The sequence below is a fragment of the Edaphobacter sp. genome (assembly GCF_035532915.1).
GTDB lineage: Bacteria > Acidobacteriota > Terriglobia > Terriglobales > Acidobacteriaceae > Edaphobacter.
The window spans coordinates 1-22,404 of record NZ_DATKQC010000028.1; the positions used below are offsets into that span (position 1 = coordinate 1).

The 22,404-nt window shown below is 56.6% G+C and carries 23 protein-coding genes; 15 read left to right on the plus strand and 8 right to left on the minus strand.

Features of this window, described 5'->3' with window-relative positions; translation table 11 throughout:
* The first annotated feature begins 14 nt into the window (after positions 1-14).
* The gene (locus VMU57_RS01205) at positions 15-350 is read left to right on the plus strand and encodes a CHY zinc finger protein (RefSeq protein ID WP_325379965.1); all 336 of its coding nucleotides are present in this window, start codon (positions 15-17) and stop codon (positions 348-350) included.
* Here the strand turns inward: VMU57_RS01205 and VMU57_RS01210 are convergent.
* Positions 347-811, minus strand: coding sequence for a GAF domain-containing protein (locus tag VMU57_RS01210; protein ID WP_325379968.1), 465 nt, complete (start codon positions 809-811; stop codon positions 347-349). The two genes, VMU57_RS01205 and VMU57_RS01210, sit on opposite strands and share 4 nt — an antisense overlap.
* 215 nt (positions 812-1,026) lie before the next feature.
* Here VMU57_RS01210 and VMU57_RS01215 point away from each other — a divergent pair, with 215 nt between their 5' ends.
* Positions 1,027-1,419: a nuclear transport factor 2 family protein gene (locus VMU57_RS01215; protein WP_325379970.1), complete on the plus strand. Its 393-nt coding sequence runs from the start codon at positions 1,027-1,029 to the stop codon at positions 1,417-1,419.
* A gap of 107 nt (positions 1,420-1,526) precedes the next feature.
* A complete protein-coding gene (locus VMU57_RS01220; RefSeq protein ID WP_325379972.1) occupies positions 1,527-2,303 on the plus strand; it encodes a helix-turn-helix transcriptional regulator in 777 nt (258 codons plus the stop codon).
* A 57-nt stretch (positions 2,304-2,360) separates the two neighbouring features.
* Here VMU57_RS01220 and VMU57_RS01225 read toward each other — a convergent pair whose 3' ends face one another.
* Positions 2,361-3,095, minus strand: coding sequence for an Ig-like domain-containing protein (locus VMU57_RS01225; protein WP_325379974.1), 735 nt, complete (start codon positions 3,093-3,095; stop codon positions 2,361-2,363).
* A gap of 24 nt (positions 3,096-3,119) precedes the next feature.
* On the opposite strand from VMU57_RS01225, the gene VMU57_RS01230 reads away from it, so the two are divergent.
* The 5 genes from VMU57_RS01230 to VMU57_RS01250 all read left to right on the plus strand — a co-directional run bounded on the left by VMU57_RS01230 (position 3,120) and on the right by VMU57_RS01250 (position 5,052).
* Complete coding sequence (locus VMU57_RS01230; protein WP_325379977.1) at positions 3,120-3,443, plus strand: metalloregulator ArsR/SmtB family transcription factor; 324 nt, start codon at positions 3,120-3,122, stop codon at positions 3,441-3,443.
* The gene (locus VMU57_RS01235) at positions 3,440-3,859 is read left to right on the plus strand and encodes an SRPBCC domain-containing protein (RefSeq protein ID WP_325379979.1); all 420 of its coding nucleotides are present in this window, start codon (positions 3,440-3,442) and stop codon (positions 3,857-3,859) included. Before VMU57_RS01230 ends, VMU57_RS01235 begins: the two co-directional genes overlap by 4 nt.
* A 24-nt stretch (positions 3,860-3,883) precedes the next feature.
* Positions 3,884-4,093: a hypothetical protein gene (locus tag VMU57_RS01240; RefSeq protein ID WP_325379981.1), complete on the plus strand. Its 210-nt coding sequence runs from the start codon at positions 3,884-3,886 to the stop codon at positions 4,091-4,093.
* Positions 4,094-4,160: 67 nt separating this feature from the next.
* On the plus strand, positions 4,161-4,577 hold the full coding sequence (locus tag VMU57_RS01245) for a DUF1801 domain-containing protein (protein ID WP_325379983.1): 417 nt from the start codon (positions 4,161-4,163) through the stop codon (positions 4,575-4,577).
* A gap of 61 nt (positions 4,578-4,638) precedes the next feature.
* Positions 4,639-5,052, plus strand: coding sequence for a nuclear transport factor 2 family protein (locus tag VMU57_RS01250; RefSeq protein WP_325379985.1), 414 nt, complete (start codon positions 4,639-4,641; stop codon positions 5,050-5,052).
* Between the two features lie 34 nt (positions 5,053-5,086).
* Here the strand turns inward: VMU57_RS01250 and VMU57_RS01255 are convergent, their stop codons facing one another.
* A complete protein-coding gene (locus VMU57_RS01255; RefSeq protein WP_325379987.1) occupies positions 5,087-7,093 on the minus strand; it encodes a hypothetical protein in 2,007 nt (668 codons plus the stop codon).
* 179 nt (positions 7,094-7,272) lie between these two features.
* Between VMU57_RS01255 and VMU57_RS01260 the strand changes: the two genes are divergently transcribed.
* Positions 7,273-8,340: a 3-deoxy-7-phosphoheptulonate synthase gene (locus VMU57_RS01260; RefSeq protein WP_325379989.1), complete on the plus strand. Its 1,068-nt coding sequence runs from the start codon at positions 7,273-7,275 to the stop codon at positions 8,338-8,340.
* Between the two features lie 134 nt (positions 8,341-8,474).
* Positions 8,475-9,185, plus strand: a complete 711-nt coding sequence (gene mtgA, locus VMU57_RS01265; RefSeq protein ID WP_325379991.1) for a monofunctional biosynthetic peptidoglycan transglycosylase — start codon at positions 8,475-8,477, stop codon at positions 9,183-9,185.
* An 80-nt stretch (positions 9,186-9,265) separates the two neighbouring features.
* Here the strand turns inward: mtgA and VMU57_RS01270 are convergent, their stop codons facing one another.
* Positions 9,266-10,837 carry a PLP-dependent aminotransferase family protein gene (locus VMU57_RS01270; protein ID WP_325379993.1) on the minus strand — a complete coding sequence of 524 codons (1,572 nt, stop codon included), beginning with the start codon at positions 10,835-10,837 and terminating at the stop codon, positions 9,266-9,268.
* Between the two features lie 43 nt (positions 10,838-10,880).
* On the opposite strand from VMU57_RS01270, the gene VMU57_RS01275 reads away from it, so the two are divergent.
* Positions 10,881-11,711 carry a hypothetical protein gene (locus VMU57_RS01275; RefSeq protein WP_325379995.1) on the plus strand — a complete coding sequence of 277 codons (831 nt, stop codon included), beginning with the start codon at positions 10,881-10,883 and terminating at the stop codon, positions 11,709-11,711.
* Positions 11,712-11,754: 43 nt separating this feature from the next.
* On the opposite strand, the gene VMU57_RS01280 is transcribed toward VMU57_RS01275, so the two are convergent.
* From VMU57_RS01280 to VMU57_RS01295, 4 genes are all read right to left on the minus strand, one after another.
* Positions 11,755-12,576 carry a GntR family transcriptional regulator gene (locus VMU57_RS01280; protein ID WP_325379997.1) on the minus strand — a complete coding sequence of 274 codons (822 nt, stop codon included), beginning with the start codon at positions 12,574-12,576 and terminating at the stop codon, positions 11,755-11,757.
* Between the two features lie 76 nt (positions 12,577-12,652).
* Positions 12,653-13,837: a tetratricopeptide repeat protein gene (locus tag VMU57_RS01285; RefSeq protein WP_325379999.1), complete on the minus strand. Its 1,185-nt coding sequence runs from the start codon at positions 13,835-13,837 to the stop codon at positions 12,653-12,655.
* A gap of 93 nt (positions 13,838-13,930) precedes the next feature.
* On the minus strand, positions 13,931-17,350 hold the full coding sequence (locus tag VMU57_RS01290) for a TonB-dependent receptor (RefSeq protein WP_325380001.1): 3,420 nt from the start codon (positions 17,348-17,350) through the stop codon (positions 13,931-13,933).
* Between the two features lie 436 nt (positions 17,351-17,786).
* Positions 17,787-18,818: a galactitol-1-phosphate 5-dehydrogenase gene (locus tag VMU57_RS01295; RefSeq protein ID WP_325380003.1), complete on the minus strand. Its 1,032-nt coding sequence runs from the start codon at positions 18,816-18,818 to the stop codon at positions 17,787-17,789.
* 37 nt (positions 18,819-18,855) lie between these two features.
* On the opposite strand from VMU57_RS01295, the gene VMU57_RS01300 reads away from it, so the two are divergent.
* Genes VMU57_RS01300 through VMU57_RS01315 form a run of 4 tightly spaced genes read left to right on the plus strand, consistent with a single transcriptional unit; the run spans position 18,856 to position 22,373 of the window.
* Positions 18,856-19,770: an MBL fold metallo-hydrolase gene (locus tag VMU57_RS01300; protein WP_325380005.1), complete on the plus strand. Its 915-nt coding sequence runs from the start codon at positions 18,856-18,858 to the stop codon at positions 19,768-19,770.
* A 42-nt stretch (positions 19,771-19,812) separates the two neighbouring features.
* On the plus strand, positions 19,813-20,577 hold the full coding sequence (locus VMU57_RS01305; protein ID WP_325380007.1) for an SDR family oxidoreductase: 765 nt from the start codon (positions 19,813-19,815) through the stop codon (positions 20,575-20,577).
* Between the two features lie 9 nt (positions 20,578-20,586).
* Positions 20,587-21,612: a zinc-dependent alcohol dehydrogenase gene (locus VMU57_RS01310; RefSeq protein WP_325380009.1), complete on the plus strand. Its 1,026-nt coding sequence runs from the start codon at positions 20,587-20,589 to the stop codon at positions 21,610-21,612.
* A gap of 8 nt (positions 21,613-21,620) precedes the next feature.
* Positions 21,621-22,373 (plus strand): SDR family NAD(P)-dependent oxidoreductase, encoded by a 753-nt coding sequence (locus VMU57_RS01315; RefSeq protein ID WP_325380012.1) that lies wholly within the window; start codon positions 21,621-21,623, stop codon positions 22,371-22,373.
* Positions 22,374-22,404 lie beyond the last annotated feature (31 nt).

Genomic DNA, 22,404 nt, shown 5'->3' on the forward strand with positions numbered 1-22,404 from the left:
GCAGCTATTAATCTATGTCTATGCCTCGCCCGGAAATTCGCGGAGTCGATCTCGACGCCCAGACGCGCTGCGCTCACTATCGCAAGCCGACCGACATCATCGCGATCAGGATGAAGTGCTGCGGTGTCTACTATGCGTGCAAGGACTGCCATGAGGCGCTCGCCAACCATCCCATCGAGGTCTGGCCGCGCATCGAATGGGACCAGCCAGCCATTCTCTGCGGAGCCTGCGGCAGCGAACTGACGATCGATGAGTATATGCAGAGCGGCTACGAGTGTCCCGCCTGCAGGGCAGCCTTCAACCCCGGCTGCCGCAACCATTACCACCTCTACTTTGAGAGCAAAGCTTAGCTCGCCGCTTCGAGAAAATTTCCCACCACGGCCGCGCACTCTTCCACAAAACTGCGGTCTTTTGCACCGAAGGCAGCGGGAGTGTGGCTGTCGATGTCGATCTCGCCGACGATCTCGCCGTGCACGCGAATCGGCACGACGATCTCCGAACGCGTCTCGATGGAGCAGGAGAGATAGCGCGGGTCTGCCGCGACGTCGTCGACGACGATGGTCTCGCCCTGCGCCACCGCGGCACCGCAGATTCCCTGCGCCACCGGAATGCGGACGTGGTCGGTGGGCGCGCCGTGAAACGGCCCCAACACCAGCATGGTGCGGTCCTCGGGGACCAGCATGTAGAAGCCCACCCAGTCATAGTGCGGCAGCCTGGTGGCGATGGCGTCGACCGTGAACCGCTGCACGGCAGCCAGGTCAGTCGTTGTCGCTGCGAATTGCTCGATATCGAAAAGGATCTCGCGGAACATGACTCTATTGTCCAGCGGAATGAGCGAAATGTCGCGCAGGGGCGAGGAAAGGATCGCAGCTCAGTCGAGGGGTCCCTGTATCTCTTTGCTGGCGCAGGGCGCAGGTTTGATTACCTTGCAGGTAATTGCCGCGATTTCCTAAACATTCGATATTGAGAGAACAACATCCCGCCGCGAACGCAGATCGGCGCGAACTTCATCTCCAGGAGAAGAACATGACGACAACCATCACCATGACAAAGACCGCGCCGCCCGCGTGGCTGCTGGCTTTTTGGAAAGAGATCGACGACAAGACCTTCGGGGAAGGCTTTGACTGCTTCGCGGAGAACGCCACCTGCCGGCTCGGCGTTGCGGAATGGAACGGACGCGAGCAGATCCGCGAAAATCTGCGCGCCTTCATCGATACCGGGTTCACCGCACATCACGATGTGCTGGAATACTGGGACGGCGGACCGCTCAAGGTCTTTCGCGGCATCGTCACCATGACGCCGAATGATGACACGAAGCCCGTCGTCAAGCCGGTGATGACCCACTTCTTCTACATGGACGAGGTCGATCCGTCGAAGGTCTCTGCCTGGATCGGCGCTGTCGGTCCGGTCCAGTTTTAATGCTTTAGCAGAATGCTTGCTTCTAAAGTTCTGCGCTGCTGCTCTCGAAACGCAACGAACGCATCTACTCTATCGAGAGGCGAATTGAATCTGCCCGCGGAGCTCCCATGGATTCCTCAACCCACGCTACGGCGTCAGAACAACATGAGCTTGGAGAGCTGCTGCGCTACTGGAGACAGCAGCGCGGCAAGAGCCAGCTCGATCTATCCCTCGACGCAGGCATCTCGCAGCGCCACATCAGCTTCGTCGAGAGTGGCCGCAGCGTTCCCAGCAGGGAGCTGCTGTTGACTCTCTCGCAGACCCTCGACATTCCGCTGCGCGAACGCAACACGCTTCTGCTGGCTTCGGGGTACGCGCCCGTATACAGCGACGCCTCGTGGGACGCTCCCGACATGGGAGTGGTCACCCGGGCAATCGAGCGCGTCCTGATGCAGCAGGAGCCCTACCCGGCGCTTTTGATGGATCGCTACTGGCGTGTGCTCAAAACGAATGATGCGGCGCCGCGCTTCTTCGGCTCGTTCGTCGATCTTGCGCAGTGGCCGAAGCCGCGCAACCTTCTTCACCTCATGTTCGACCCCGACGGCATGCGGCCGTTCATCGAAGACTGGGAACAGGTAGCATCGGGGCTGTTGCAACGCGTCCATCGCGAGGCGGTTGGCCATGTCGTCGACGTCAAAACCATCGCACTGCTGAATGAACTGAAGCGATACCCCGGAGTGAAAGAGCTGAACGCTGTCCGCAAAGATCAAGGCCCGGTGCTGCCCATCACCTTTGTCAAAGATAATCAGAGATTTTCCTTCTTCTCGCTCGTCTCGACCGTAGGAATGCCAGCGTGCATCACCGCACAAGAGCTACGCATCGAGTGCATGTTTCCTGCCGACTAGAATTACGCTGCAAATTGTAATGAGGCATCGCTTCACCGCGTGGGCAGCGATGCCCCATCACACCTGCCGGATTATGCTGCGCGACGCTGAAGCTGTTGAGATACACAGTCGCTCCGTTCGTGGTGGGGGCCGACGCCGTCGCAATAAACGACACGGTAGAACCGGGAGCTGCCGTTGAACCGGATTGGAGAGGCTCAGGTTGAGCGTGTCCGCGAAGGCAGAGCTGCCGAAGCTCGAAATCGCAGCGTAGGTGGTATCGCCCGAGTAGCTCGCAGTGGAGGTATGCGTTCTCGCAGGCGCATTGGCGATGGGGACGAAGGCGGTGTCGGTCAATCCCGAAAGAGTCGCGGTAAATGTTCTGCCGCTGTCATCGGTTAGCATGACCGTCCCGGTCGGATAGGGATAGCTGTTGCTGGCAAACGTCGACGTAAGAATCACAACCGCAGTGGGGAACTGACCCGCCGAGACCGTCTGGTTCGTGCCGTTCGGCCCCGTCAGCTCGGGCGCTAGGAAGGTAAAACTGCAGTCGGGCGGCATCAACGCGGGCGCGGTGCGCGCATCGGTGATGACGTTGCCGTTGCTGCCGTTGTTGGGAAGCAGCAGCGAGGTCAGCGTGCTCGAGACCTGTCCCGGCCCCAGCGTGACCTGCGCGTTGCTGGGAGCGATGAGTTTGGAGCTGGCCAGCGTGTCGCTGGTCACTTTGTCCAGCGTCACCACCAGCGGATTGACGGTGCCGTTATTGCTGGCACCAAGGAACGTCCGTGTCTCATAAAATTTACGCTTGACAACCAATAACCATGTGGTTATGGTTTTGCCATGCCCAACGCCGCAGACCGCGTCTTCAAAGCTCTCGCCGATCCCACCCGAAGAGCGCTCTTCGAACGGCTCGCCCGCGACGGCGACCTCACCGTTCACGCCCTGACCGCGAGCGCCGGAGTCTCGCAGCCCATGGTCTCCAAGCACCTCTCCGCACTCAAACGCGCCCGCCTGGTGCGCCATCGCCGCAATGGGCGCGAGACCCACTACAGCGCCCGCCAGGAAGCGCTCGCACCGCTCGTCGACTGGATCGGCGACTACGGCGCCTTCTGGCAAAACAAGCTCGATCTCCTCGGAGACGTTTTGGAAAGGATGGACAAATGACAAACCCCGATACCCGTTCCGTAATCGTAGAAAAGGACTTCCCGCATCCGCCCGAGAAAGTCTGGCGTGCCCTCACCGAAAGCTCCCTGATCGAGCAGTGGCTGATGAAGAATGACTTTCAGCTTGTCGCCGGTCGCGCCTTCCAGTTGCGCATGGACCCGGTGCCGAACTGGAACGGCGTCATCGACTGCCAGGTCGTCACCGTCGATCCCGGCAAGACGCTCGCCTACACCTGGGGAACGCTCGGCCTTGAGAGCGTCGTCACCTTTACCCTCACGCGCACCGATGCCGGAACCCATGTGCACATGGAGCAGACCGGATTCCGTCCCGACCAGGAAGCAGCATACAAGGGCGCGAACTACGGCTGGCAGGCGTTCCTCGGCAAACTCGAACACGTGCTCACCAGTGTCGAATAACCCATCATCGAAAGGAGGTTCACCATGAGCCAAAACATCAGCCGCTCGATCTTTCGCTGGATTCATCTCGTCGTTGCCATTCCTATCGTCGGCTACATCTACAGTCCCTTCGACAGGATTCCGCAGTACGCCCCGGCGACTCGATATGTCTTCTTTCCTGTCATGGTCCTCTCCGGTCTCTGGCTGTGGAAGGGCCATCTCCTGCGGCGGCTGATGGCAAAGCGGCCAGCCTGACAGAACCTTGTATCGAACCGCCGAGCGGCGAAGTACCGGCTCGAGCAACGAAAGGACCTAAGAGACCATGAAGCCCACAAGCTATCCCGACAGCGAGACCGCTTCCGTAAACATCACCCGCCGCATCGAAGAGCTGGGAGACTGGCGCGGAGCCACCCTCGCGCACGTCCGCCAGCTCATCCACGAAGCCGACCCCGCCATCGTCGAGGAGTGGAAGTGGATGGGAACTCCCATCTGGTCTCACGACGGCATCGTCTGCACCGGCGAGTCGTACAAGCTGGTGGTCAAGCTCACCTTCGCTCGCGGTGCCTCGCTCGAAGACCCGAAGCAGCTCTTCAACTCGAGCCTGGAAGGAAACACGCGCCGCGCCATCGATCTCCGCGAAGGCGAGAAGATCAACCAGGCTGCGTTCAAGCAGCTCATCCGCGCCGCCGTCGCAGCCAACTCCGCCGCCCAGGCGCAGCGCAAGACCAAAAAGAAATAAGCCGCTCATCGAAGTGGTGAAGACCGGCATTCCCGGTTTCATACCAATGAGGTAGCTCAACATGAAAACCGAACAGCATCCAGAGCAGTCGATGGAAGAGGAACAGATGCGGGAAGCCCTGAATCTGCACTGGCGTGCGTCGGCGGACGGCGACGCCAACGCGGAGCACGATATTTATGAGGACGATGCCGTTTGCGACTATCCCCAGTCAGGCGAGCGAATCCTTGGGCGAGCCAACCTGCAGGCCTTGCGGAGTCATCATCCCGGCAAGCCGTCAGGTTTCACCGTCAAGCGAATTCTGGGAAAGGGCGATCTCTGGATCACCGAATACACCATCACCTACCAGGAGCGGCAAGCATTCACGGTGAGCATCATGGAGTTCCGCAACGGTAAAGTCGTGCACGAGACGCAGTACTTCGCCGACCCCTTCGAAGCGCCAGCATGGCGCAGCCAATGGGTTCAGCGTATGGCGTGACGCCAGGTGCGAATTCACCGTGCTCGCTCATTTTTTATCGAACCGGAGTCCAGCGCACTTCTTCGTGCGGCGCCAGGGTCAGCATCGAACGAGCGTTCACAATTCCCCGCTGCTGCGATGGACCCACCAGCCGGTAATGCGTGGCGTCAAAACCGAGCGCCGATAAATCGACCCTGTATCGCCGTGATCTGTCCGACAGGTTCTTCAACGTAAATCCGTCCTGGCTATAGCGGTAGCGCAGGGCATACTCAGGAATTTCAAACTCCACGGTGCCGTAGCTCTTCAGATGCGGAGCGACTGATACATCCGCATCCGCGGGGACCGTCAAACCCAGCAGCTTCTCAATCAGCACAGCCGCAAAGACGTTGGGATATTCATAGTACTTCTGGGCCCCATGCGCATCTTTGCCATCGATGTAATACACATGGTCCATGTCGTACCGTTCGCCCATGAAGTAGCCATTCTTCGCGCCCTCTGCCGCCACCGTCTTTAGCTGATCGAGCAGCATGCCGCCCTGATCCTGCGATGCGCGGTACGCGGCATCCCAATACCAGTACCTGCCCGCCGCGCAAAGATCGTACGGGCCACCGGAGCCGATCTCGGACTTATCGTAGTCGGCGATCTTCGCCGCCACAAAACTGGGAAATCGCTCAAACTCTTTGCTATTCGCGTCGATCAAGCGACGCACCTGCGCGGCTTGCTCCGCCGTTGCATAGCCGAATGTCACCGGCAGCTCATTGGCAAGAAGGTGAATGTGATCATGCACCTTTCCGTCACGGTCGACCCAATCGATGAATCTCTCGTTCTGCGCGTCCCAATAACCCAGCGGGAGCGGCGCAACCAGCACATCCGCCATCTTCTTTGCCGCTCCGTCAAACCGAGCAGCCTGATCGCGCCGTCCCAGCAACTTTTCCATCCCGGCGAGCAACCCAAACGCGCGTGCAGCAAACGCCTGCGCCTGGGTTGCGCGCCCGTCCTTGATCACCTGGTCTTCGTAATAAACATCCGACCACACGCGACCGTACTGGTCCGTGTTCGCCAGAACCCAGCCCGCAGCATGCTCGAGGTTCACGATGTTCGACCGCAACCATGCGGCATCCTTCGTGGCTTCGTAGTAGCGCCACGACTCCTCGATCACTTCAATGTTTCCGGTCACAGGAAACATGGCCGCATTCTGTCGGTTATCCTGGCTGTTTCGCCGAACGTGGTACTCGCGTCTTCCATCCGGCTGCACCGACGTTGGCATGCGATCAAGGCGTTCCGGATCGTCATTGATAAGCCTGAACTGGAGCCCGATCATCCGCCTCACCACATCGAGGTCGACCGCCGAACCCATCGCCAGCCGCCCCTTGATCTGAAACTCGTGATCAACCGCGGGATAAGAACCCGCATAGGAGTTCACATTCAGCGTGCTGAGAACATATCCGTCGTGATACGGAAAATTTGCCGCCATGGTCTTCTCCACCACCGATGGCAGCACGGTGCCCCAGTAAAACGCCGCCAGCGCTTCTTCCAACTCGGGGCCGCCATCCATCGCAAGAGAAAATCGATGGCCAAAGGGATCGCTGTGCGGCCGGGCCTCCGCCCTGGAGAGAGTCATCCTCTTCGCATGCACGACAACCCTCAGCCCCGCGTCAGTCTTCTTCGCGCTCAGGTCGCCGCCTTCCAACTGAAGATGCCATGAGTGGTCCTTCGACTTCGCGTCGAGCGGCAGAATCCACAGCGCACGGTTCGCATCCACCTTCGCACCCGTCGTACTGACAGGAAGAACCCACCACTGATTCTGCTCGTACCGGACCCCCAACCCCTGGCAATCGGTAAACACCAGCTCGACCGGTTTGCCCGCGTCCTTTGGCGTAACCAGAAGATCTTCTCCGACATGTGTCACGTCCGCATTCTCAATGGACTGCAAAATTCCATCGGGGATTCCCAGAGGGGCTACCTCCGAGACCGCTCCCACACCTGTTGCTGCGCCGTGTCCCATTGCAGACACGTGCGTTGACACTCCCAGGCATAGCAAGATCGCGATCAGTATTTTCATAGGGTTGAATCAGGCTCCACGAATTCCGTTCAAGTCAAACAGCGACGATTCGACATCACGTCCAGCACGAACCACCCACACTTGCCCTGCCATGCCCAGAAGTATACAAGTCCGCCACGCTCCTCAACTTGGCCCAAAACAGCGCATTTCCGCCGCACCTAGTATTCTGATGAAGCCCTATGACATACCAGACCAATAACCTCAGGATCAAGTCCAGCAGAGTTGTCCTTCCTCCCATCTTCCTCGAAGAAGAACTTCCCGTCACCGACAACGCCTCGCGCACCGTCTTTGAGGCGCGTCGTCAGATCGTGGACATCCTCAACGGAACCGACGACCGCCTGATCGTCGTGGTCGGCCCCTGCTCCATCCACGATCCCGCCGCCGCCCGCGAGTACGCCGGTCTGCTGAAGGAAGCCATCGCCGAACTCTCCGGCGAGCTCATGCTCGTCATGCGCGTCTACTTCGAAAAGCCGCGCACCACGCTCGGCTGGAAGGGCCTCATCAACGATCCCTACTTCGACGAGTCCTTCCGCATCAGCGACGGCCTGCGTATCGCCCGCCGCCTCCTGCTCGATCTCGCCGAGATGGGCGTGCCCGCCGGTACCGAGTTCCTCGACATGATCTCGCCGCAATATATGTCCGATCTCGTCAGCTGGGGAGCCATCGGCGCGCGCACCACCGAGAGCCAGGTCCACCGCCAGCTCGCCTCCGGCCTCTCCTGCCCGGTCGGCTTCAAGAACGGCACCTCCGGCAACGTGCAGATCGCGATTGAGGCCATCCTCTCTGCAAGTAATCCGCACACCTTTCTCGGCACTACCGAGACCGGGCAGTCCGCCATCCTTTTGACCTCCGGCAATCCCGACTGCCACGTCATCCTGCGCGGCGGCCGCCAGATCACCAACTACGACGCCGACGCGGTCGCTTCGACGGCGGCGCAGATGGAAAAGTCCGGCGTCAAGCCGCGCATCATGATCGACTTCAGCCACGCCAACAGCGGCAAAGATCATCGCAAGCAGGCCCTGGTGAGCCATTCCGTCTCCGAGCAGGTTGCGACCAGCCGGGACCATCACATCCAGGGCGTCATGATCGAAAGCAACCTCGTCGCCGGAGCGCAGTCGCTCGTCCGCGGCAAGACCCTCGTCTATGGCCAAAGCATCACCGATGCCTGCATCGACTGGACAGAGACACAAACGCTGTTGCGCGAACTCGCCGGTGCCGTCCACAAGCGGCGAACTCGTTCGGCGTAGAGAACCTCGGATTACGCCGTTGGGTTGTTAAGGGCACGGTTTAAGCCGTGCTGTAAGTCGAATAAAATCTCCGGGGCTTTAGCCCCTGAGGTACTTCTCAGGAAGTAAATCAGGGGCCTCCTTAACTCCGAATCATGACAACAACCCCAGCCCCGCAGCACGAAGCTCCGCATAGGAAGATCACGCTTCCATGGGTCCTTCGCTGGCTTGGCCTCACGCTGGTGCTGTTGTGGTCGCTGGCCGCGCTCACACTTCTGGCCATTCGCTGGATCGATCCACCCACAACGGCGGTGCATGTCGAGCGCCGTCTTCAGGCAGCCATCCACGGCAAGCCGTATCACGACCGCTATCACTTCATTCCGCTGAATCGAATCTCGCCGAACCTCCAGCATGCCGTCATCGCCGCGGAGGACGCGCGTTTCTACCAGCACCACGGCTTCGACTGGCACGCCATCCACCTCGCCGCCAAAGAGGATATGGAGGGTGGCCGCACCCGCGGAGGCTCCACCCTGACGCAGCAACTGGTAAAAAACCTGTTCTTCGGAACCGGCCGCTCCTTCCTGCGCAAGGGCGCCGAGACCACGCTGGTGCCAGTCGCTGAACTTGTGCTCGGCAAGCACCGCATTCTGGAGCTTTACCTCAACGTCGTCGAATGGGGTCCTGGCATCTACGGCGCAGACTCGGCCTCTCGTTACTACTACTACCGAGTTCCGGCAGGCAACATCAGCCGCCAGCAGAGCGCGCGACTCGCCGCGATTCTTCCAGCTCCCCTGAAGCGACGCCCCGAGCGCATGAACAGCTACAGCGCAATCATCCTAAGGCGCATGAGCCAAATGGGCTGGTAGCCCAAAGCACCCTCGCGCCGGTAACGCTCAACTTCTCGATGAGTGACTCGGCGATGATGCATTCGCTGAGAGAACTGCTCTCATGTCCCGAGGTCTGACTGGCTCAATGCCCTTGTGAGTCGAATGAGTCCTTGCCGAATCGCAAGCTCGTCGAATCCACCGAAGCCGAGGAGCAACGCATTCGGATCAGGACGTCTCAGAGTGCATCGATCGATGGCAAGAACCTCAACACCCTGCGCCTCCGCCAACTTTTCCGCCAGTCGTGAAGTCATTCCGTTCTTGAGGTACCCGATCGTGCACAGGCCTGCCCTGACGTTAGAGATCTCGAGCAACCCACCCAGATGTTGCCTGGCTCCTTCCATGAGTATTGCGAGGCGCTCCGCATACAGATTCCGCATCCTCCGCAGATGACGTGCCAAATGCCCATCTACGATGAAGTCGCAGAGCACCGCCTGGTCAAAGGATGAATTCCGGAAATCGGTTCGGTAGCGAAGAGACACGAAGGGATCTACTAACGGCGCGGGTAATACCACGTAGCCCACGCGCAGGGCTGGGAATAGCGTCTTGCTGAACGACCCGATGAAGATAACGCTTGAGTGATTATCGAGGCTTTGCACGGCAGGCACAGGCGGTCCCTCAAACCTGTATTCACTGTCATAGTCATCTTCGATAACAAAAGCTCCAGCGCGTGCGGCCCAGCTAAGCAGGGCCATCCGCCGCTCCAGCGACATCGTTACCCCCAGCGGGAATTGGTGAGCCGGCGTTACGTAGGCTCCCTTCGCATCCGGACAGATCTTCATTCCGGCGGAAACCGACAGCCCTTCCTCATTCACTGGCACCGCAATCATCCTGGCTCCGACATTGTCGAACGCGATTCTGGCTCCGAAATATCCAGGGTCTTCCATCCATATCGGATCACCTTTTTTCAAGAGCAGCCGCGCCAACAGGTCGAGCGCCTGTTGTATTCCGGAAACAATGACGATTTGTTCCGCAGTGCATCGCACCCCACGAGACGTTCGCAAATACTCGGCGATTGCATCGCGCAATGGCCGATACCCGCGCCGATCAGCCTCTCTCTCTAACCATGACCTGAAATGACGTGCCCGGTCCGCGGCAATACGTCCCCAAACTTCGGATGGGAATTCGTTGATGGCCGGAGCGCCGATCCGAAAGGGGCGGATCCCCCCAACAAAAGCCTGGTCAATCCAGGGTTGCGGTCGTTTATTTGTCGAAATGACGCCACGGATGTACGCCGGTATCGTGGTTGCCTGGCGGGCCGGCCGGGGCGCCTCCACACGATTGACCCATGTACCGAATCCGACACGGGAGGTGACATACCCCTCGCCTTGTAAACGCTCCAGAACGCTGACAACTGTGCCCCGGGAGAGTTCATACTGGCTGGCGAAATCTCTGGACGCCGGCAGTCTGGCGCCCGGCGCGAGCCGACCGTCAAGAATGGCAGAGCGCAGTTCGCCGTACAACCAGTTGGTCAGGGTCTGATGGCGCGACCGGCTTTTGAGAGTGAGTTCGAACGAGCTAATGGCTTTTGGCATCTCAAATGGTCCAATAGAATTAGCGAAAAATGGCTCTGTTCGATGAACCAATGGTGCCATAGTATCAGTTCTGAAATCGAGAAGCGCAGCTATCGTCATTGAGCTCTGGCTTCTCGCTAAGCGACTGACAGGAGATCGACTGATGAAAGTTGGAGTTTGGTTCTATGGCTTGGGCACTGCTCTCACCGGCATTCTGGATATCGCCTGGGGTGCATTCGATGCCTCTCATCAGCCCATCAAATTTCTGGGCATAAGTCTTCCCGCTCAACACATACTGGCCTACGTTGCGGGCGTCTGGCTGGTCGCAGCGGGTCTTGCAATCCTGTGGCGGCGCACCGCAAGGATTGGCGCCGCGACATCTGCCGCCGTCTACCTGATCTTTGTGGCATTTTGGCTATCTCGGTACTATGCCGGAATTCATTCGCTTGGCTGGCGAATCGACGTCTTATTCGGCGTCACTTTCGGGCTCGCTCAACAGCTAATGCTGGTCGCTCCGGCAGCAATCGTTTACGCCTCCACCGCCTCATCGGATTCCCTGTTGCAAAAGAGAGCAGCTATTGCCGCACGCTGGATGCTCGGATTGCCTCCTATCATCTTCGGCTTATTTCACCTCATCGGCCTTCGCGTCTTCGCGAGCATCGTCCCGCACTGGATGTCGTTTGGATATTTTTGGGCTGCGCTAACCGGAATCGCCTTCATCCTGGCAGGAGTCGCCATCTGCTCGGGAATTAAAGATGTCCTCGCCGCCAGGCTTCTTGCATTGATGCTGTTGCTGTTTGAATTTCTTGTAGAAATTCCTCCTATTTTTACCCGACTGCACAATCAGAGGACATGGGGTGCCGCCGTCTACAATCTGGCTGCGATAGGAGCATGCTTGATATTCGCCGAGTTTCTCGCAAGCCGCGCAGATCGAGGACGAATCGGTCCCACGGGGGATGCCGCCATGTCGCGCCCCGACCCGCTGGTTGCGTGATTAATTAACCCGTGGTCGTCGACAGGCATTAGGAGGATCTTTACTACTTTCCGCGGCGCCGAGATGCCTGGATAAGCGGCAGAGAGAGTTCCTTTTCTTGGATCATCTCGCGGCTTGATGTCTCTTTTACAGGGCTCTCACCCATCAACCCAGCCAAAGTCAACTCATCTTCCTTTATGTCCAATCCATATTGCGTATTCCAATAATGAACTGTTTGTTTGACGAACACCTGGCGAGCAGTATCTTTGTTGCGGCTACGAAGGCCCTCAAGAATGGAATGATGTTGCTGTACTGCGGCGAGTCGCTCACTGAGCGCGTTGGAATTGCCGGGCCATCTTCCAACCACGGAAAAAACGAATAAGCGAAAAGTGACCGATTCGAGTGTGTCCCGCAGATATTCGTTGCCGGCAAGCTCCCAGATTGTCCGATGAAAGGCCACGTCGCAATCGTGGAAGTGTCTTACGTCCGTCGCCGCCATCCCGGTGCCTGTCATGGCCGTCACCAGGGCGGTTAGTTCCGCGTCCGCTTCCGGCGTAAAATTTTCCGCGGCCTTGCCGATGGCGATAGCCTCGAGGGGGATGCGGACCTCTTGAATGAGCCGGTAGTCCTCAGGACTCAGTTGGGTGACATAAGTGCCGCGCGCAGGGACTTTGCGTAACAGGCCTTGATGGGTCAACTCATTGAGGGCTTCACGCAAAGTAGGTTGGCCGATTCCAAGACGGACCGCCCATTTCTGTTCAATGATGCGCTCTCCTCCGCTTAGCTCGCCAGATATGATCGACTCGCGGATTGCCTGAGCGGCAGCTTGGGGAGCTGTTGGGATATTAAGCTGTCCGGGACTTGACTTCTGCGAACTACTTGCCATGAGATGCGCCCATTTGAAGAGATTCTATTCACTATACTCTATGGATTCAGAGTAGCTCTGCCGATATCCCTGTTACTTACTTCGTGGACGTGCCGATGCCCGAGGCATCATGAAGCTTGTCAAAAACTGGCTCATCGGCAGTTTTATGCAGGTCGCGGGTCTCATCGAATTCGGTTTTTGCCTCATCCTTTTTTCCCATAGTCTGATAAAGTCGCGCCAACCGCCAGTGCACACTTACATCCTTGGGATTCAATTTGCCAGCCGTCATTAGTTCGCGGAGGGCATCGTCTTGACGGTTTGCATCGAAATATAGAATCCCCAGATCCAGGTGCGCCAGTTCCACTTTAGAGTCGATACGAATGACCTTCTCAAGAAGGGGTAGAGCAGCCTTGGGATTCTGTAACTTCATCTCGACGTCGCCGAGATAAGCCAAAGCGAGCACGTGATTAGGATCATTTGCAAGTTCGGCCTTGAACTCCTGGGCAGCATCCTCGTATCGGTCTAATTTCCATAACAAATACCCCAGACCAAAATGTACATTCGGCTCCTTCGGACTTACCTTGATGGCGGCCCGGAACTGTTGCACGGCGCCAGGGATATCTTTCAATTCGTCCAACGCCTCACCGGCAAGCATGTCGGCTTCCGCGGATTCGGCGTTCAACATTAGAATCTCGCGGTAGACCTTGAGAACACATTGATACTGCTTGGAAGCCAGGCAGCTTTGTACCAATGCCAAACGTAACTGAAGCGTCTTTGGATCACGGCTCGTAGCCTCTTTTAGATATGGAACTGCTTCAGCATACTCACCCAATCCATAGTGGGCCATTCCAATCAGAACGTTAAGATTAAGCACCTCCGGCGAAGAGGGAGGCTGACTCTTGAGTAGCGGGACGAAAGTCTGAATTGCCTCTTTCAGATCGCCGGATTTAAAAAACGATAATCCCATATTCATCCTTAGACCGGGCATTGTCGGATCTAAGGCTAAAGCTTTCCGGTAAAGAGGAACAGCTTCCACATAGTGTTGCTGGCGTGCTTCGAGGAAACCTAAGTGGGCGTAAGCCTCAGCACTATCAGGATGAACTTTTAAAAAAGTGCGCCACTCGGTTTCGGCACCACTATGATTGCCTTGCTGTTCCAACTCAATCGCAGCGTCGCGATGGCTATCGGCCGCCATTGTTGTCTGGCCCGCACTCCAGACGACCGGCATGACCAATGTCACAACAAGTAACAGTCCCCGCTGAATAAATGGCTTTATCTGCATCTTCGTTCAAATTATCGCCTGCCGAGAACAAGACAAGCTCGCATAAAATAAAAGGGCGCCACAGCGGTAAAGCTGCAGCGCCCATGTTTAAGGTTAGAAGCGGAACTTCGCGCCAAGTTGAAGTACCCGAGGATCGTAAGCAGAAGTTACCTGTCCAAAGTTTGAGTCCGTTGATCCAGAATCAATGCCCTTGAATTGCGTGTGATTGAATGCGTTGAAGGTTTCAAGTCGTAGCTGAAGACTCGGCCCTTCACCGGACGGTGTAAATGTGACCGATTTGAACAGGGATAGATTGAAGTTCAATCGACCAGGCAGGACAACGGCATCTTTTCTAGCATCCCCAAAGCCGTCGTTTCCACCGCCATTCCATGGAGCGATTGGACTCGCGAAGGCGCTTGTATTGAACCAGGCGGTCCGCTTCTTAGGGTAGGTCACCTTGCCTACAAGGTTTGGACGATTATTCGTGTTGCCTCCCAGGCCTAGGGTGTCGGCCCCGTTATAGGAGATGGATTGCGGTGTTCCCGATTGTGCAATCGTAATCCCGGAGAATTCCCAGCCTCCAAGGAGCGACCGCTCTAAGACGTTTGAACTATGTGCAAAAAATGGAAGACTATAGATATAACTCGCGGTAAAGATGTGGCGTCTGTCGAGTGATCCTGATCCGCGATCATACCCCGCATTGAATGGATTGGAGAGGGAGTTCAAATCTCCACTACCGTCATCGATTTCATGGGACCATGTGTAGGCCAGTTGCACGGTAAATCCATGCCGATTTTCCACACGCAGTCCTGTCTGAAGAGAGTGATAGTTGAAATTGGTCTCATTTTCTTCTTGCACGATTGAGCTATAGCCAGGGTAAATCCGATAGAGGTTTGCGTTCAGCGAACCGTTAGCAACTCCCTTTCGAAGATCGTATGGATTGTTTTGATTATTCGGATCGGTCAAGGGCAGAGTATTTATCCCGCGGTCATCGTTCTGATCCCATCCTGTAGAACCTCCATACTGGAGAACCGCGATAACAGATTGAGCGAGCTGGCGTTGAAGGCCCAAACTAAACGTCGTGGTTCCAGGAGGTGGATAGTTGTACTTCAAATTAGTAAGAGTGGAGGGAAAGGCCTGGGTGGTTGTTACTCCACTAATAGCGCTGGTGTTCGGATTGGAGAAATAGACATTTGTGGCGGAAGGTTGGTATGCAAACGGTGGGTTCTGTGCGGCGTTGTAGACATCGTTGCCTTGAACACGCTCGTAGAAGACGCCAAGGCCGCCGCGGAAGACAGTCTTTCCGTCTCCGGAGAGGTCGTACGCAAAACCTACCCGAGGCTGCCAGGTGTTGTATTTGTTCTGAACCGCGCCGCGGGGAAAGCCACCGACACCGGCTTCCTTGATGCCATTTAGATAGAATGCCTGGTTTCCATACATCGTTAACGAACCAGGATTGAGTGTGCCGTCTGGATTCAAGGGATAGCCGAGCGTTGCGCTGTAATCCCCTGGAACGAAATTCGCGAATTGATCGAACCGCTCAAAGGCATGCGGTATCCCGTCATAGCGAAGTCCGAGATTAAGCGTCAAGCGAGGAGTGACGTGCCAGTTGTCGTTGCCGTAGAAACCATAATTATTGTTAACCCAATGCTTATTTGCCAGATATTGGAGTTGCGTAAAGCTGGCTGCGTCGCCGAGCAGAAAATTGATGTAGGAATCTCCGGAGAAGGCGCTGGAGTCGAAGTGCGCTGTCCCTTGAGTATTTGCCTGGAGTTGCTGGTTCTTTACTACGCGCAAGTAACTAAAGCCAAATTTGAACTGGTGCTTCCCTTTTGTCCAGGATAGGTCGTCGCGAATTTGATAGCTTGCATAGAAATTTTTCCAGGGGAAATAGTTAGAGCTCCAGTTTGTGTTGTATGGGGCACCCAGATCAATCTCGGGCATGCGGCTTCCGATATTGTTGGCGAGGGGGAAGAAGGTTGTAGCGGTCCACCCGGCGGGTTGAGCAACGTTGCCGACGGGAGTGATCTTGACAGTGTTGTCGCTGTAATTGAAAGCGGTTTCGTTGAGCAAAGAGGGAGAATACATTTGCGTCAGTTTGAAGGCGGCCATCCATGCCGGATTGAGCATGGTTGAGCCCGATGTTGGGTAACTGCTATCGCCCCACTGCGGCGGGTAAGTCGTCTGAGTCACCGCATCATGCACGTAGTGACCCATGAGCTGCAGCTTACTATTGATGGCATGGTCGATGCGTAATACATCTTCACGGACATTCGTTGGTTGAGGGATAGAAGAGACATATTGGCTGGCGCCGAAGTTTGGCTTCGGGAAGGTGTTGGCATTCATTTCAAGAACAGCGTTAGGATCGATTAAATTCGCTGGAATCGTGTTGTTGGGGAAGGGCTGGCCGATCGTCAGGTTGTCAGCCTGGTAAAGTGCCAACTTGGCCGGGTCGGTCGTCATCGGTACCAGCGGGACGCTGCCGTTGGACGGAGTGTTATAAGTTACTGGCTGTCCAGCCACCGGGAAATTACTTGCCGCGATGGTGTTCACAATCGATGGAGCGCTGCCTACGTCCAGCTTCCTCCACTCTTCATTCACGAAGAAGAAGGTCCGCTTGCGTGAGTTGTTATAGATATGCGGAATCCACAGCGGGCCGCCGAGATTACCACCGAATTCATTGAGCCGGAGTTTGGGTCGTGATTGACCGGCAAGATTGCTGAAGTAGTTGTTGGCATCGTAGGCTTCATTGCGATTGAACTCCCACAGCCCGCCGTGGAAGTCTCGACTTCCGGATTTGACGACCATAAGAATGGTTCCGCCGGAACCGATGCCATAGTCGGGACTGTAGTTGCTGTTGAGCGTCTGGAATTCGGCGAGCGCATCCAGTGACGGCAGGATATCGAAACAGCCGCCGCAGCCGCGATCATTCATCTCGGCTCCATCGAGCAGGTAGACGTTGTGGTTCGCGCGAGTACCGTTGAAGCTGATGCCGTTGCCGGAGGTATTTGCATTGACCGTATTGAAGTCCGGCAAGTTGGCGGAGACACCCATGCCCAGGGTTGCAAGCGCCGTCAGATTTCTGCCATTCGTCGCCAGCTGGGTAACCTGCTGGCCACTGATCAAATTACTCAGTTCGCTGGTCTCCGACTGCACCTGCAAGGCATTCGCCTCTACGGTGACAGTCTGGCCTTGACTGCCGACCGCGAGGACGACGTTCTCCTCAAGTGTTTGAGCGACGTTCACGACAATGCCGGTCTTGGTGTATTTTTGAAATCCCGGCGCCGAGACGCTGAGCGTATGGTGGCCAACGCCTACGTTGGCAAAGCGGTAGTCTCCCGCTCCGTTCGAGGTGACATGTCTCACCTGATCGGTAGCCAGGTTGGTGAGATCGATCTCTGCATTCGAGATCACCGCGCCAGAGGAATCCTGTACGGTTCCATTAATAGTGGCGTTGTCTTGAGCTCTTGCCACCGGGATAAAGATTGCACTCAGCAGAATCAAGCTGAGGAGACGGAGATGAGCGAGGTTCATAATTCCTCCAAAAAACGGATCTTTCTGACAAATGACCTTCCAGGTAGCGGTCGCATGAATTGGCCTGGGCTGGAAGGGCTATATCTATAGTCAGTAATCTATAATCTTTCAATTGAGGGTTGTCAATGAAATTGAGAGCGCGATTCCAACTTTTGTTTTCGAGCAGTCTTGCTCTCGAAGGAATGGCAGGATTGCACAATCGAAGCCTGGAAAAGCAGCCAAATCGCTTCCCTCAATCACGTCGCCGCGGCGCCGCCCGCCTTGCCACAACGGTCTAAGCGGTTGCCCGCGTAGCCCCGGTGGAGATACCGCCGTCTACGAGAAGCGTCTGGCCCGTGATGCAGGCGCTTGCATCGGAGGCTGCTTGGTGCGGCACCAGCCCTTAAACTCTTCCAGTACCAGAGAGAGAGTCTGGGGCGTCAACTATCGTTTCCTTTCAGGGTTGCAAAATTACTTTCATCAAGCCGGGTTCGCGGCGATAGAGGCGCTCAAACCACTCTGCCCCTTCACGCAGAGGAGCAAGCACGGAGATCAAAGGGGCAACTTTGATCGCACCGCTCTCCATCAGGGAGATACATTCGCCATACTCTCCAGCCGATGCACAGGAGCCAAGGAGACGGAGTTGACGCGTGACAACGCTTTGCAGCGGTATCTCGACCGCAGGTGCAAGATTTCCGATGAGGGTCACGGTTCCCCCTCGACGCACATGGCTGATCGCTGAGTTGATCGAGTGCTGACCTCCGACTACATCCACGGCAATGTCAACTTCCTCGCAGCCGTTTACGGCTTTCAATCGAGAGGCAAGATTGGGATCGGTGGCAGGAAACGTCTCGTCTGCCCCAAGCTGTCGCGCGATTTCGAGTTTGCTTTCCTCCAGATCGATGGCAAAGACTCTCTTGCAGCCAAAGACGCGAAAGGCTTGAATGGCGAGCAGTCCGATCATGCCCGCACCCACGACAAGGACACTGCTGTCCGGCCTGATCTCAGTGATCTTCGCTGCATGGACTGCGATCGATACTGCTTCGATCAAAGCCGCTTTCTCAAACGAGAAGGCAGGCGGCAGCCGGTACACAATGTGTTCGGGAACGGCCACATATTCGGCAAAGGCGCCATGCCGGCGATAGTCATCGCATGAGACGCCAAGAACCTGGCGGTGATCGCAAAGGTTAACCGAGCCCATCTCACAGAACCGACATTGACCGCACGAGATAGTGGAATCGAAGGTGACTCTGTCTCCTATATAGAAGGAGCGAACCTGTGTGCCGACCCGCGCGATCACGCCTGCTGCTTCATGACCCATAATCAGCGGCGGGACGCGGCGGCCAGTTTTCCCATCGTATCCATGAACATCGCTGCCGCAGATGCCGCATGCCTTCACCTTGACCAGGACGTCCGATGGGCCAAGTTCCGGTTCGGGGACCTCCCGAATTTGGAGATCTCTATAATTCTCAAGAACTAATGCTTGCATTGAGAAAAGATAATCTATAATTTGAAGTGTGTCGATTATGAGCACTGAACAGCTGGAGCCTGACTCGCCGGGAAGCGAACCCTACGTCTTCACGAGGAACGATCCGTATGATCGCGCCGCGGCTATTGAACTGCTAGTTCCCCAAAAGATGGAAAGCCGACGCTATATGCAGTCCATTCGAGAGTACAGGGTTCCTGCAGACGCCCTCGCCATCTGGTATCTCGGGCAGAATGGCTTCCTTTTAAAGGACGCGACGGGGCCGTTGATCGGGATCGATCTCTACCTGACAAACAGTTGTGCTCACACCTTTGCTCACCTGCCCTATCGGCTGGATCGACAGCTGCCCATCTTTATTGAACCGGAAGACCTCGACGTTGACGTTTTCATAACTACCCATTCCCACCAGGACCACGCAGACCCCGAAACGATACGGAGACTAAAGACGACAAGGTCGATCCGTTTCCTCGGGCCATTCGATTCGATGCGGATCTATCGGGAGTGTGGTGTGCCAACTTCCAGTTGTCGGCTCATGCACCCCGGCGAGACGGTCAACCTGGGATCCTCGACTACCGTAGAGGCAACGTTCGCCCTGCCGACCGATGCGACCGATCTTAACCACACCGGGATGCTATTCCACTTTCCGAACGGGATCCGCTTTTATAACAGCGGAGATACGGCTTATGCAGAGGGGCTGGCGACGCTCCTGCCGACTGACGTCGATATCTGTGCGATTTGCATTAATGGCGGTTTTCATAACTTGTCCTCCATGCAGGCCGCGGCGATCGTCAAGATGATTCGGCCTCGCGTGGTGGTGCCCTGTCATTACGACATGATGATCAATAATGTTAGCGCTCCCGAAATGCTGCGAGTTGCACTCGATCAGGTAGGTTCTGATGCCGATTGTTTTGTCATGAAGTATTACGAACCCTGGCTCTATCGGCGGCATGGATAGCACCGGCTCTGGTTGGATTTTTTATATAGGTGGTTTATGGAAGTGTCCCTCGCAAACAAAGTGGCTGTCGTGACTGGAGCTTCTTCCGGCATCGGCCTTGCAGTTACACGCGCGTATCTCGACTCGGGGGCCGCGGGCGTTATCGCAGTCTTCCGCAGAGCCGAGATGCCGGAAGAATTGGAGAGAGCGAGCAGGCTTTATCCTGGAAAACTTCACGTCGTCCGTGGGGATGTGGCTCACGAGCAAACCGCAATCGACTACACACATGTTGCCCTGCAGAATTTCGGCCGGCTCGACATTCTGGTGAGCAATGCTGCGGTCAGTATCGTTAAGGCAATCCATCTTCATTCTCCTGAAGAGTGGGATTCGGTCATGAACTCGAACGTCAAGAGCCTCTACTGGTCTGCTCGCCATGTGATTCCAGTCATGATGAAGCAAGGTGGCGGACTGGTCCTGATCAGCGGATCGATCTCAGGAGAGGCGGGCATCCCGACGCAGGGGGCGTATGCTCCATCCAAAGGAGCCCTCCACCAGATGACGCGGCAGATGGCAATCGAATATGCCCCGTATGGGATCCGTGTTAACACGGTTGCCTGCGGCACGGTCGACACGCCCATCGTGCACCAATCGGCAAAGGCTTCGGGCGATCCGGAGGGCTATTGGAAGATGTTGCGCGGTGCTCATCCAATCGGTCGCATCGCCAGCGCAGAAGAGGTAGCTGGCTTTTACACGTACATGGCCTCCGATCGGGCCACTTTTTTTACAGGGTCGGTGATCATGATGGACGGCGGCTACACCGCGCAGTAAGGAGGTTCGATGAAGATGATGCTCGCTGCCCGATATCTCGGTCCAGGCCAGTTGGAAGCGGAGGAGATACCTCTGCCGGTAATCAGTGACGAAGAAGCGCTGATTCAAGTGGACGCATGCGGCTTTTGCGGTTCTGATCTTTCGATCGTCGCCGGGACCCATCCCCGGGCCAAGGCGCCGCTCACGGTGGGACATGAACTCTCTGGCCGGATCGTGCAGATTCGAAGTTCTTCGACTTCGCTTGTCCCCGGCGACCGCGTGACCACCTACCCGCTCATCTCCTGTGGCACCTGTCATGCCTGCACCCACGGCAATCCTCATGTATGCCGGCAGCTTCGCCTCTTCGGTTTTGACGTGGACGGAGGTATGGCCGAGTTTGTGAAATTACCGGTCTCATCTTTGATGAAGCTTCCCGAGGAGATGCCCGGACATATCGGAGCATTGATCGAGCCGCTTGCGGTCTCTGTTCACGGCATTGCGCGCACGAACCTGGAAGGGGTGCAGGTTGCGGCAGTCCTGGGAGGAGGACCGATTGGCCTTTTGACGGCCCTTGTAGCGCAGGCCCGCGGTGTGCCTCATGTCGTCGTCAGCGATATTCTCCCGTCCCGCCTGGAGCTTGCAACCAGCCTGGGACTTCATGCGGTCGCCGCGGGAGCAGACCTGAAAAAACTCGTCATGGAGCTATCGGACGGAAATGGAGCGGACGTTATTTTTGAATGTGCAGGCTCTCCCTCCTCCGCTCGGGAGATGACCTCTCTCGTACGGTCGCGTGGAGTCATCGTCAATCTGGGGGTCTTCAAAAAGCCGGTGGAGATTGATATGCAGGCCGTCAATTTTAAAGAGATCGAAGTGCTCGGCTCCAGAGTCTACGAGCGCAGGGATTTTCAAACGGCAATCGAGCTTGCAATGCAGCTTCCTCTCGAGAAAATTGTGACGCATTCGTTCCCTTTGCGGGACGTCGCCACTGCCTTCAAGCAATTCAAGATGGGTGAAGTCTGCAAGGTGCTTATTCTGCCAACGGAGTATGTCTCTTGAGATCATTCGTGGTGGAAGGAAAGCTGGCGCTCATCACCGGAGCAACGCGGGGCATAGGGCTGGGCATTGCGCAGGCACTCGGAAGCTGTGGCCCGAACCTGATTTTAGTCGGCCGCGATGAAGACGAACTGGAGCATGTGGCGGAAGAGCTGCGACCGACCGTGCCCCATGTTCACGTAGCTCCATTCGACCTCTTGCGAACCTCCGAGATTGCAGGCTGGTTCGAGGATCTCTGTGGACGGACCGGCACCCCCGATATCCTGGTGAATTCAGCCGGTATATCGCGGCGAGGACTGGCGGTCGATCTTACGCTCGAAGACTGGAACGACGTGATGGCGCTCAACACGACAGCCATCTTCGAACTCAGTCGCGCATTTGCGAAGAGGTGTATCGCTGAAGAGAAGGGCGCGAGGATCATCAACATCGCCTCTTTGATGACCGCGGCTGCAAGGCCGGGAACTTCTCCTTACACGGCATCGAAGGGCGCGGTCGGGCAACTGACAAAGGCTTTGGCCGTCGAGTGGGCGAAATACGGAATCCTTGTGAATGCCATTGCGCCGGGGTACATCGACACCGACTTGAATAAGACACTCGTCGCAGACGATACCTTCAGCAAATGGGTCGAGCAAAGATGCCCGCTGGGCCGTTGGGGCACACCCGAAGATATTGCGTGGCCGGTCGTCTTTCTGGCGAGTTCCGCCGCTGCATTCATTACCGGACAAGTCATCTATGTTGACGGCGGGTGGTTGGCAACTTTTTAGGGTGCCAATCGGCGCTTCAACGCGCGGGCGC

What these genes read in the sequence shown, in the direction of transcription:
- VMU57_RS01205 (WP_325379965.1), top strand. Translation starts at nt 15, where the DNA reads ATGTCTATGCCTCGCCCGGAAATTCGCGGAGTCGATCTCGACGCCCAG.
- VMU57_RS01210 (WP_325379968.1), bottom strand. Translation starts at nt 811, where the DNA reads ATGTTCCGCGAGATCCTTTTCGATATCGAGCAATTCGCAGCGACAACG.
- VMU57_RS01215 (WP_325379970.1), top strand. Translation starts at nt 1,027, where the DNA reads ATGACGACAACCATCACCATGACAAAGACCGCGCCGCCCGCGTGGCTG.
- VMU57_RS01220 (WP_325379972.1), top strand. Translation starts at nt 1,527, where the DNA reads ATGGATTCCTCAACCCACGCTACGGCGTCAGAACAACATGAGCTTGGA.
- VMU57_RS01230 (WP_325379977.1), top strand. Translation starts at nt 3,120, where the DNA reads ATGCCCAACGCCGCAGACCGCGTCTTCAAAGCTCTCGCCGATCCCACC.
- VMU57_RS01235 (WP_325379979.1), top strand. Translation starts at nt 3,440, where the DNA reads ATGACAAACCCCGATACCCGTTCCGTAATCGTAGAAAAGGACTTCCCG.
- VMU57_RS01240 (WP_325379981.1), top strand. Translation starts at nt 3,884, where the DNA reads ATGAGCCAAAACATCAGCCGCTCGATCTTTCGCTGGATTCATCTCGTC.
- VMU57_RS01245 (WP_325379983.1), top strand. Translation starts at nt 4,161, where the DNA reads ATGAAGCCCACAAGCTATCCCGACAGCGAGACCGCTTCCGTAAACATC.
- VMU57_RS01250 (WP_325379985.1), top strand. Translation starts at nt 4,639, where the DNA reads ATGAAAACCGAACAGCATCCAGAGCAGTCGATGGAAGAGGAACAGATG.
- VMU57_RS01255 (WP_325379987.1), bottom strand. Translation starts at nt 7,093, where the DNA reads ATGAAAATACTGATCGCGATCTTGCTATGCCTGGGAGTGTCAACGCAC.
- VMU57_RS01260 (WP_325379989.1), top strand. Translation starts at nt 7,273, where the DNA reads ATGACATACCAGACCAATAACCTCAGGATCAAGTCCAGCAGAGTTGTC.
- mtgA (WP_325379991.1), top strand. Translation starts at nt 8,475, where the DNA reads ATGACAACAACCCCAGCCCCGCAGCACGAAGCTCCGCATAGGAAGATC.
- VMU57_RS01270 (WP_325379993.1), bottom strand. Translation starts at nt 10,837, where the DNA reads ATGACGATAGCTGCGCTTCTCGATTTCAGAACTGATACTATGGCACCA.
- VMU57_RS01275 (WP_325379995.1), top strand. Translation starts at nt 10,881, where the DNA reads ATGAAAGTTGGAGTTTGGTTCTATGGCTTGGGCACTGCTCTCACCGGC.
- VMU57_RS01280 (WP_325379997.1), bottom strand. Translation starts at nt 12,576, where the DNA reads ATGGCAAGTAGTTCGCAGAAGTCAAGTCCCGGACAGCTTAATATCCCA.
- VMU57_RS01285 (WP_325379999.1), bottom strand. Translation starts at nt 13,837, where the DNA reads ATGCAGATAAAGCCATTTATTCAGCGGGGACTGTTACTTGTTGTGACA.
- VMU57_RS01290 (WP_325380001.1), bottom strand. Translation starts at nt 17,350, where the DNA reads ATGAACCTCGCTCATCTCCGTCTCCTCAGCTTGATTCTGCTGAGTGCA.
- VMU57_RS01295 (WP_325380003.1), bottom strand. Translation starts at nt 18,818, where the DNA reads ATGCAAGCATTAGTTCTTGAGAATTATAGAGATCTCCAAATTCGGGAG.
- VMU57_RS01300 (WP_325380005.1), top strand. Translation starts at nt 18,856, where the DNA reads ATGAGCACTGAACAGCTGGAGCCTGACTCGCCGGGAAGCGAACCCTAC.
- VMU57_RS01310 (WP_325380009.1), top strand. Translation starts at nt 20,587, where the DNA reads ATGAAGATGATGCTCGCTGCCCGATATCTCGGTCCAGGCCAGTTGGAA.